Source organism: Komagataeibacter europaeus LMG 18890 (assembly GCF_000285295.1).
Lineage (GTDB): Bacteria > Pseudomonadota > Alphaproteobacteria > Acetobacterales > Acetobacteraceae > Komagataeibacter > Komagataeibacter europaeus.
In genome coordinates, this window is sequence record NZ_CADP01000203.1 from 1 (window position 1) to 2,907 (window position 2,907).

At 50.1% G+C, this 2,907-nt stretch carries 1 protein-coding gene and 3 pseudogenes; 2 read left to right on the top strand and 2 right to left on the bottom strand.

Annotation, left to right across the window (positions count from 1 at the left end):
• Positions 1–10: 10 nt before the first annotated feature.
• Positions 11–352, bottom strand: a pseudogene (locus tag GEU01_RS20530) (IS5 family transposase); the annotation flags it as partial.
• A gap of 303 nt (positions 353–655) precedes the next feature.
• Between GEU01_RS20530 and rfaD the strand changes: the two are divergent.
• Positions 656–1,633: pseudogene (rfaD, locus tag GEU01_RS23605) on the top strand (ADP-glyceromanno-heptose 6-epimerase).
• Between the two features lie 202 nt (positions 1,634–1,835).
• Here rfaD and GEU01_RS23610 read toward each other — a convergent pair.
• Positions 1,836–2,522 (bottom strand): annotated as a pseudogene (locus GEU01_RS23610) (IS701-like element IS1452 family transposase); the annotation flags it as partial.
• An 86-nt stretch (positions 2,523–2,608) separates the two neighbouring features.
• Here GEU01_RS23610 and GEU01_RS25190 point away from each other — a divergent pair.
• A partial coding sequence (locus GEU01_RS25190; protein ID WP_232272563.1) for a transposase occupies positions 2,609–2,907 on the top strand: 299 nt, incomplete at its 3' end.

Consider the following 2,907-nt stretch of genomic DNA (forward strand, 5'->3'; position numbering starts at 1 on the left):
CGTCCTATCGCCTGACTTCGGGTCCCCCTTTTGCGCCCTGGCCATGACGGTGAACCCGGACCACCGTGCCGTCGATCATCGCATATTCCATGTCGGCCTCGTCAGAGACCGCTTCAAAAAGCCGTTTGAAAACACCGGCTTTCATCCAGTCGCTGTAGCGGGAATAGACCGAGTTCCAATGCCCGAAATACGTCGGAAGGTCCCGCCATGGGCTGCCGGTCCGGGCAATCCATAAGACCGCCTCGATAAAAAGACGGTTGTCCCGCCCGCTGCGCCCGCGATCTGTTTTCTTGCCAAGGCACAGCGGTTCCATTTTCGCCCATTGGGCGTCTGTCAGTACGAAGCGATCCATACGGATTTTGAATCACAATTGGTGACTTTGAAAAAGTACAATTCCCAACAGACCCTGAAAAGATTCTGAACTGCAAACCGGACAATATCATGCATCCTGCGCGAACGGCATTACGACATGCTTGCGCATTTAGAATACAACCATTACTATCCATAAGGATTCTTGTTACGAGCGGGGAATATATAATATACAGATTAAAAATCTGACAATTATATTTTTTAGTAAACTGTCAGATCTCATATCAATTATTCCACGCATTAGAATATACTTTATCTGTCAATAATACCCATATGGAAAGTCAACATGATACTTATTACGGGTGGGTCTGGTTTTATTGGTTCCTATCTTCAGGCTGAAATTCACGCACGTGGCGAGGAAACAGTTATTGTAGACTAGCTTGGCCATGAAGGAAAATGGCGCAATCTGCAGCGACATGCGCCATCCCGTGTTATTTCTCCTGAAAATCTGGATGCTTTTCTGGCATCGGACCCGGACATTAAAGCCGTTTTCCATATGGGCGCCATAAGCGAAACAACAGCGACCGATGGTGACCTCGTCTGGCAGACAAACGTTACACTATCCCAGAAACTCTGGTCATGGTGTGCTGAAAAAGATATCAGTTTCATTTATGCTTCATAGGCCGCGACCTATGGAGCTGCCTCTACGAAGGCCGAATTTTCCGATAGTCTGTCAAACCTTGATAACCTGCGCCCACTCAATCTGTATGGCTGGTCCAAACATGTTTTCTATCAGTGGGTAATAAAACAGCTTCTGGATGGAAAGAAATCACCGAAGCAGTGGGCTGGGCTGAAATTTTTTAATGTTTATGGTCCAAATGAATACCATAAAGGTAAGATGATTTCGGTTGTTAAGGTAAAATACGATGACATTTTAAAAGGTGGTCCGGCAAAGCTGTTCAAATCTGACACTTCTGCCGTAGCAGATGGGCAGCAGGCACGCGACTTCATCTGGGTTGGCGATGTCGCCAATGTCATGTTGTGGCTATATGAAAATCCGCACGTCAGTGGCCTGTTTAATTGCGGAACCGGGATCGCGCGAACATATCTTGATCTGGCATATGCTGTCTGTGATTCCCTTGGTGTACAACGGGCTGTCGAATTCATAGATATGCCTGCGCAGCTCAGAGGTAATTATCAGAACTTTACCTGTGCTGACATGCATAAAATTCGGGATGCAGGCTATAAAAAAGAATTTACCAGCCTGGAGGATGGTATAAATATTTACATCAATAAATTCCTTAAAGGACCCATGTATTACTGATTTATATAAAACAAAACCTGAAAATTCGATATCGGGTGTCCAGATCTATCTGGGCACCTTTCGCACATGGTAAACGCGACGTTCTAGCACTACAGTTGCATTTTGTGTCGTGAGTGAGCGCGGATAGCACTGGCCTGATGCGTTCGTCGAAAGACGGACCATCTGAGGATGTGAGAGACGGGTAGTCTGCGTTGTGCAAGTTTTACGACGAGGCGCCTGATCTCCTGAATGGACCAGCGGACAAGGACTGTCGTGTTCTGAGTTGTGTTTTTTTCGGTTTCAGTGAGTTTGCCTGGTAACGGACACTGGCCATGACGGCATAGGCCAGCATGACCAGAGAGACATGCCGATGCCAACCATGCCAGGAGCGGGTCTCGTTATGATCAAGACCAAATTCGTTTTTGGCCGTCTCGAACCCTTCTTCGATCCTCCAGCGCGTCCCTTCAACGTTCACCAGTTCCTGCGTGGTTGTCCCTTTCGGGCTCCAGGTCGTAAAATAGGCAAGGTCCCCGTCAGCGATGTTTCGGCGGATCAACAGGCCACGTGTCCATGGTCCGGCTATAGGGCAGTCAAATTCTTCAGCATCCAGATCAGCAAGCGGAAGATACGCCCAGTCATAAAGTCGCTCACCTTTTGTGCCGTGCCCCGCTGACAGACGACGCCAGGCCTGGTCTGGCAGTCCTGCTGCAATATCTTTCGCCTCTCCGGCAATCAGCGGTTCCGTTGCCCATGATCCGAACCAGTGATTGCCCTTGACCCCAAGCACATATCCAATTCCTGCCCGGCGAAGCGTGCGTTCTACGTCGCCCACGCCATACACGCTGTCTGCTGCAACCCAGCGGAACGGCACACCGGCCTCAATACTTCGCTCAATCATCATCGAGGCTAGGGCCTGTTAGATCTTAAAATACTTCCTATATTGTATGGATTGAAGAAGGAGACGGAACAGGCACTTTCACTGATGAGACATGGGCGATCTGGGAACCGCTGATTGAGGCGGTTCGGCCAAGGGGCAAGACACCGCCCCATGATCTGCGGCGTACGATAGCAGCGATCTTCTGGCGTCATGAGAATGGTGCGAAATGGCGAAGTATCCCCGCTGAGCTGGGTCCGTGGTGGCGGGCGGCGCAGCTTTTCATCCGCTGGGCGAAACTGGGGGTGTGGGAACGCCTGCTCGAACTGGTTCAGGACCACCACGGAGTGGCGCTGGGCATGACTTTTCTGGATGGCACGAACATCAGGGCTCACCACAAGGCGGCGGGAGCCCAAAAAAA